The sequence below is a fragment of the Thermotalea metallivorans genome, assembly GCF_001562415.1.
Taxonomy (GTDB): Bacteria; Bacillota; Clostridia; order Peptostreptococcales; family Thermotaleaceae; genus Thermotalea; species Thermotalea metallivorans.
This window is the reverse complement of record NZ_LOEE01000064.1, coordinates 39,875-46,761: the sequence shown is the minus strand read 5'-3', so window position 1 is coordinate 46,761 and position 6,887 is coordinate 39,875. Positions and strand designations below refer to the sequence as shown.

Annotated in this window: 8 protein-coding genes; 3 read left to right on the top strand and 5 right to left on the bottom strand. The window is 42.3% G+C overall.

Annotated features, from left to right (window positions below; translation table 11 throughout):
- Positions 1 to 133: 133 nt before the first annotated feature.
- Entirely contained in the window at positions 134 to 502 is a 369-nt protein-coding gene (locus AN619_RS13185; protein ID WP_068557668.1) for a hypothetical protein, read from the bottom strand.
- 253 nt (positions 503 to 755) lie between these two features.
- A complete protein-coding gene (locus AN619_RS13180; RefSeq protein ID WP_068557666.1) occupies positions 756 to 1,622 on the bottom strand; it encodes a DUF4438 domain-containing protein in 867 nt (288 codons plus the stop codon).
- A gap of 231 nt (positions 1,623 to 1,853) precedes the next feature.
- Between AN619_RS13180 and AN619_RS13175 the strand changes: the two genes are divergently transcribed.
- Positions 1,854 to 2,510, top strand: a complete 657-nt coding sequence (locus tag AN619_RS13175; protein WP_068557680.1) for a DNA-3-methyladenine glycosylase family protein — start codon at positions 1,854 to 1,856, stop codon at positions 2,508 to 2,510.
- Between the two features lie 333 nt (positions 2,511 to 2,843).
- On the opposite strand, the gene AN619_RS13170 is transcribed toward AN619_RS13175, so the two are convergent.
- From AN619_RS13170 to AN619_RS13160, 3 genes are all read right to left on the bottom strand, one after another.
- Positions 2,844 to 3,482, bottom strand: a complete 639-nt coding sequence (locus tag AN619_RS13170; protein WP_068557663.1) for a DUF4397 domain-containing protein — start codon at positions 3,480 to 3,482, stop codon at positions 2,844 to 2,846.
- A 127-nt stretch (positions 3,483 to 3,609) separates the two neighbouring features.
- Positions 3,610 to 4,080: a hypothetical protein gene (locus AN619_RS16380; protein ID WP_242867408.1), complete on the bottom strand. Its 471-nt coding sequence runs from the start codon at positions 4,078 to 4,080 to the stop codon at positions 3,610 to 3,612.
- 227 nt (positions 4,081 to 4,307) lie between these two features.
- Positions 4,308 to 4,751 (bottom strand): cell wall hydrolase, encoded by a 444-nt coding sequence (locus AN619_RS13160; RefSeq protein WP_068557661.1) that lies wholly within the window; start codon positions 4,749 to 4,751, stop codon positions 4,308 to 4,310.
- A 176-nt stretch (positions 4,752 to 4,927) separates the two neighbouring features.
- Between AN619_RS13160 and AN619_RS13155 the strand changes: the two genes are divergently transcribed.
- The gene (locus AN619_RS13155) at positions 4,928 to 5,395 is read left to right on the top strand and encodes a GNAT family N-acetyltransferase (protein ID WP_068557659.1); all 468 of its coding nucleotides are present in this window, start codon (positions 4,928 to 4,930) and stop codon (positions 5,393 to 5,395) included.
- 37 nt (positions 5,396 to 5,432) lie between these two features.
- On the top strand, positions 5,433 to 6,779 hold the full coding sequence (locus tag AN619_RS13150) for a D-serine ammonia-lyase (RefSeq protein ID WP_068557678.1): 1,347 nt from the start codon (positions 5,433 to 5,435) through the stop codon (positions 6,777 to 6,779).
- Positions 6,780 to 6,887 lie beyond the last annotated feature (108 nt).

Here is a 6,887-nt window from a genome sequence, read left to right as displayed (position 1 = left end):
GGATTCACTACTCTAACTAAAAGGCTTTCTATGTGATATTAATCCTGATGAACCGCCGGATACGGGACCGTATGTCCGGTGGTGTGAGAGGACGGTAGATAAATTAATTATCTACCTCCTACTCGATACCATTTTATAATGATTTGAAGTCACGAGTCACGATACTTGGTACTTTGTTCACGCCACCTAAGAACTCTCTGCCTACGTCATTTACTGCATCTGTATAACTGCTATAAACATACATTTCAACTACTCTGTCATTTGTAGAATAGTCTACAAACTCAAAATATCTAACCCATCCATTTATTGCAGTTGTTCCATAGACTACATCAATGGCTCCAATCAACACGCCAATTATAGTTCCTATTGCAACTCCTGGATTTAATGCTGCTAAAAGAGTTGCTCCTGCTGAAGTTGAAATAAATCCTGCTAAAGATGCTTGTGTTGTTGTGCTAATTCTCTCTGGTTGTGTTGAACGTACGAAACGAATATCTGATGCCATAAAAAATCTCTCCTTTTTATTTTAATTTTTTATTTTTATTTTGGTAAGACTTCCACTCTCTGGCCAGTTTGTTTCGCCTTACACTTATAAAGATGTATTTTGAAATGAAAAATTACCACTTCTTCCAAAAGCTTTTTTTATTTTTTTTCTGTTTTTTTAAAGAAAAAAGATGCCTATAGTCTAGACACCTTGCGATCAAGCGCTTTCTTCTAATTCAAATACATCATAGGTTGTATCAATTTTGAACAATTTTTTACCCTTTTACTCCCATATATCGGGCAATATTGGCTTTGGGATCTTTGATTCCTCGAATCTTGGTTGTCTTGCAGGACATGATGGTAGTTACGCCCGGACCATGGCCCATTTTGATACAGTCACTATGAATAATCACTCCTATGGATACGGCACCTTTTAAGTATCCCCTCCCGTAGGTGTTGTCGCAATCCCTGAGAAGGACAATATCTCCAAATCTTAACTGATCGAGACCGAATTTTGCATTGGCCTCAGGATCTGCCGTCATGATGTCATAATCGCCCTTGGCGGCTGTGACTGCTCCAAGACCAGAACCCATCAAATAAGCGGGAACTTCCGTTACAACAGGCACCTCCAGATAGCCGTCGGGAGCAATCTTTACGTTCATTTTTTCCAGAAGATCGGGATCAAGATTCATGAGGACAATTTCCGGCATATCTGTGATTGCTAAACCCTGACCATAGGCTTTGATCAATATTTGATCGTCAATAGACATTTTTTCAAGGTCTTCCTGCTTGAAATAGATCATGACATGTTCAATGCCGCCGTGGATGCCTGTTACAAACCCTTTGGCTCCTTTGGCATCGCCGCTGACTACCTTGGCCTCATTGCCGATGCAAGCCAGTAGATTCAAAGCCCCGTTCGCCTTTTCATCCTTTGCCTTAATGCTAACCCCTGGTTCAATGTGGTCACCTGCCCAACCTATGGCAGGATCTCCCACCTGTACGTTATAGGTAATTCCACCGGTGGCAGGAAGAATGTGGGATGTGCCGTCATGTTTCAGCCGATAAGGATAGATGGATGTGGGATGGGCAATCTGTCCCTGTATAGATTGCATGATCAGTTTGTCCCTGTTTGTTTTTACCATAACATGATCCTCCTTTTTATGGAAATATCTTTAATATTTAGGGTTTCTAAATTTCTAGTAAAGATTATATTCTTCAAAAAAATTTTTTTTCCTACATAGGATGTGAAATATATGTATTGTAATTGTGAAAATAGAAAAACGGTTTATATTCCATGATAAAAATGTTATGCTTAAGGGTAGAAGCATGATAAAGGATGATGCAGATTTCAAATGATCGGAGGAATAGGGAATATGGGTAAAATTTTATACTATACCCTGCAGGATGAAAGGGTTAAGGCTCTTTGTGAAAGGGATGTGGTCTTGGCTAGGCTCATCCAAAAGATAGGAAATGCTACACTGGAACTGGAGGAAGATTACTTTAGAGCCCTAGCCCAGACAATTATCGGACAACAGCTCTCCATCAAGGCAGCAGCTACAATCTGGAATCGGACCCAGGCTATTTGCGGGGAAATATCGCCGGCAACAATTCTTCAAACACCTGGGGAAAGCCTGCGAGGGGCAGGGATTTCTAGGGCAAAAATTTCATACTTAAAAGATTTGTCAGATAAAGTGTTGCGTAAACAGATAGATCTGCAAGCTATTCCTCACGAAAATGACGAAGAGGCAAAAAGGGCTTTGATGGAAATAAAGGGAATAGGAAGATGGAGTGCAGAGATGTTTTTAATATTCTCATTGGGAAGAGAAAATATCATGTCCTTGGAGGATGCAGGATTAAAGAGAGCAGTCCGTTGGCTTTATGATTTAGATGTTCTGCCCGATAGTAAAACCATGGGGGGCTATGGAGAACGCTGGAAGCCCTATTGCTCCATTGCCTCTTTATATCTGTGGGAAGCCATCAATAGGGGATGGGTGAACTGTCCTAGGGAAAATATCATTGGATTTATATAGGCCCATTTTCCGGCAAGAGAATCTCCCCAGAAACAATCAGTTTCATGGCGGCCTCCACAGACATGTCCAATTTTATCATATCCTCTTCCGACGCCTTTATAAGGGTGTTCCATAAATTTGTACAGAGGACATATGTAGTAAAGGACACAAATTTTGTGTCCTTTCAGCCTGTAGAAAATAAGTAAGAACCCTTGAGATTTAGGCTTCGTCGCGAATCAGCAAGCCGCTTTTCCCCGTATTTTTTATTTAGAAAAGCGGCACAGGTCTGAGCAGGAAACCAAATCTCAAGGATTTGTCTACAAGCTGATAAGGATATAGTTTTTGTGTCTTTTGTCAGTAGGAGGCTTTGTCTAAGGCAATCAATACTTGAAGGGGTGGTTTTTCATTGACCAGTCCCACGGCATAGATGGTATAATACCTGTTTGGTTGAATGACTACATTAGGTACGGTTAATACGATCTGCGGTGTACCGGCAATGCGAGCCTGGATGGTATATCTTCCTGGTGCAACGGCTAAATTATTACTGATTTCCTTATATTCAATATTTCTGAAGAGTATGGTTCCGTCAGCTAGGGTGATATCCACCATGGGTGCATTTGGGGACAGGTGTACAAATTTGATCTGGCCTCGGTTGGGTGGCAGAGGCAGGGCTGTATCGGGAACTATCAGCGCCTTGATATCTTTCAGCATGCCAACGGCCGCCACCGTATAGTTGGAATTTGGCATTACGTCTAAGCTGGTATTGATGACAGGGGTTGTTTTTGTACCGGCCGGATATACCAGGATAGTATATTTTCCAGGTGTCAAGGGCAAATAAGGGGTAAAGTTTTTATAGGTTAGGTTTTGGGCTACCAGTTTCCCGCTTATATAGACATCCACTGCCGGAGCATCGGGAGATGCATGGAGTACCCTTGCATAGGAGGGAACGGGTGCCATTCTGAACATATAGTGAGGATATGGTCCATAGTACAAAAAAATCATCACCTTTCTAATTTTAAAATTGAGAAATATAGGGCTTGTATCGTTTTTTCAACACTATGAAACAGACTACTCCCTCGGTGTAAAGTAGTCTGTTTGTTGTAGAAAGCTGTATGGCTGCTTAGTAATAGATTTTTACAAATTTGATGGAATAAATGTCGCATAGCAATAAATCATCTGTTTCCGGCTCCCGTATAATGACGTAACTGATGCCTACATCCAGCAATGTACCCTCCCGGTCTACCAGCATATTGGTACCAATAAGGAATTCAATTTTTACATATCTTCCGATTTGCGTTCTCAAATACCCTTGGGTATAACTAATATCTTGTTCCACAGGGGCTCCCGGTTCATATTCAAAATCAGGGGGAATGGTGGTATCAACTCCTGGAGTGGGCATAGGTCCGGGTGGAACAGACGTAGTGCCGGGCACACCGGGCATGGGGAACATACCTGTACCGGGCATCATAGGTGATGGCATCATAGGCATGCCAGGTGTCATAGGCATGCCGGGTGTCATAGGAACACCGGGCATCATGGGAGACATGGGCATCCTAGGATAGAAAAAATTTGGGTAATCTTGGCGGAACATACATCATCCTCCTTCATATATTTCATTTATATGGATAAGCGATTCTAAAATTTACTATGGATTGCTTCGCTCAATAAACTTTTTGTCGCAGCTGCCAATCATTAGTTGTCAGCAGTTGGCAGCTGGCGATTGGCAACTAACAACTAACAACAAGACATTTATTGTACAAAAAAGATAATCTCATAAAGATATAAATGAAACTTTCGTACTAGGTATTTATATGCCATTTAAGTTTGGGCATAGAGTTCAGTGGGGTTATAAAAGCAGTGGTTTACGATTCTTACTTGGAAACTGCCTACGCCGTTTCGAGGAAATATCTGAGGACATGTAGGCTGAAAGGGATTGAAGTACCATAAGGAATAGCCGACATTATACAATCGGTTGCCAGCCATTGCCCAATCGGCGATATCATAATGTATCTGTTCCGGAGGATTGGCCCAGATCGTCTGTGGGTTGGTTCTTCCTCCGATGACGGATCGCATGCAGTCAAACTGGCCTTTTTGATATAGGACCTTTCGAATGTCTCCTTGGCATACTCTTTGATATTCCCCATAGGGGATACGTACGCGGTTCATAATTACGGTGGCAACGGCTTTCATTCCATTTTCACCTTCGCCGCCAGCCTCGCATTTGATCATTCTTGCCAGCAGTTCTCTATTATCAAAAGCCATTCTTGTATCACCTCAATTTCTTTGCTGATACTACTACTTTATTCATGATTGGAGAAAAAAGTACTAAATCTTATGAAGGAATCTGCAAGAAATAGGGGAAATATTATTGGAGAGGAAAAAATTGAATTGCCGTAAGAAAGGATGGGAAATAAAAATTTTTTTAAGGAGGACAGAAAATGGATTCCGTTATTATAAGAGAATTTCGCCATACCATAGAGGATGCAAGGCAGTTGAAGGAGATAGATCAATTGACCTTTCGGGATTGCCCATATAATGAGATGGAAATCATCGAAATTGCAAAAGATCCTCGCAATACCATATGGGTTGCAGAAATAGACGGAAGAATTGTAGGATTTATCAGTTTGCTGCAGGTGCAAACTTTGCATTATAAGGGGTTGTGGGTGGATCTGATAGCCGTTGTTCCGTCGTATCAAAATATGGGGATTGCGGGAAAACTGCTGACATATGGAAAAAGGTTTGCAGGAATTTTGGATGTGGATTTTGTCAGCGGATTGGTTGCTGCCAATAATCCAGGTTCTCAAAAGGCATTTAAAAAAAGCGGCTTTCAGCCTTTGGAAAAAGATTTTCACTTGTTTATTTTTGACAGAAGACAGGAGCATGACGCAAAGATGGAGAGGATCTAAAACTGCATTGTTATACCAAGGAAAGGATGGGATTGACATGGGTAAGAAAGTTGAATGGGGAAGATCCGTGGAAGAATGGATTCAGAAGTATCCACTGCTAAAAAAAATGAGGGCCTATGAACCGGTTTTCTGGATGAACCCCCATAAGGATACGGTAGCAAATGTTCTGCCGACTTTGCCTTTATCCTGGAAGGATGTGCTGGATGCGGAAGAACGATGGAAACGTTTTGCCCCATTAATCCGAAGACTATTTCCCGAGACAGAGGAAAGGAAAGGGATCATTGAATCTCCTTTAAAGGAAATCCCCCGTATGAAGGAACAATTGGAAGGGCAGATAGGCCGAAGGATTCCCGGCCGGTTGTTTTTAAAATGTGATCATGAGCTTCCTGTGGCAGGGTCTATCAAAGCAAGGGGCGGGATTTATGAGGTGTTGAAGCATGGAGAGAACCTTGCTGTGGAAAAAGGACTTTTATCCTATGAAGATGATTATTCCGTAATGGCTTCTGAAAGATTTCGAGAATTTTTCAGCCAATATGCCGTTGCCGTCGGCTCCACGGGAAATCTGGGATTGAGCATAGGAATCATTAGTGCTGCCCTGGGATTTCGGGTAACGGTGCATATGTCGGCAGATGCCAAGGAGTGGAAAAAAAATCTCCTTAGGCAAAAGGGTGTAACGGTTGTAGAATATGCATCGGATTATAGCAAGGCTGTAGAAGAAGGAAGAAGACAGTCGGATCAAGATCCGATGAGTTATTTTGTAGATGATGAACAGTCAAAGGAATTATTTTTGGGATACAGTGTGGCAGCATGTAGGTTAAAAAAACAGCTGGAACAAGCAGATGTTCCCGTAGATGAAGAACATCCCCTCATCCTTTATCTGCCCTGTGGTGTGGGTGGAGCACCGGGCGGGGTAACCTTTGGCATGAAGCTATTATTTGGGGAACATGTGTATTGTTTCTTTGGGGAACCTACTCACTCCCCTTGCATGCTGTTGGGACTTATGACAGGGCTCCATGAAAAGGCCAGGGTACAGGATTTTGGTATGGATAATATGACAGAAGCCGATGGCCTTGCCGTGGGTGCCCCTTCCGGGTTGGTCAGCAAACTGGCAGGCAAGTGGATCGATGGTGTCTACACCGTGGAAGATGAAGAATTGTATCCTATTTTGGCTATGCTGAAAGATACGGAGGCCATGAAGATTGAGCCTTCTTCATCGGCAGCCCTGTTAGGATGGAAACGTTTTGTCGAAAATCCTCAAGTTGAAAAGTATATTCCTATGGAAAAAGCCAACCACATTGCTTGGACAACGGGAGGCCTGTTTGTTCCTGAGCCATTGATGGAAGAATTTTACCGGAGAGGGAAAGATCATCTGTCAAAAGAGTAAGATGAATAGTAAAATCCAATAAAAACTCGAAAGGCTGTGGCAGGAGTCTGTTGATGCAGACTTTTTCTTAAAGGCAAAGTCCAATGGATATTTTGATGGAGTTCCCAT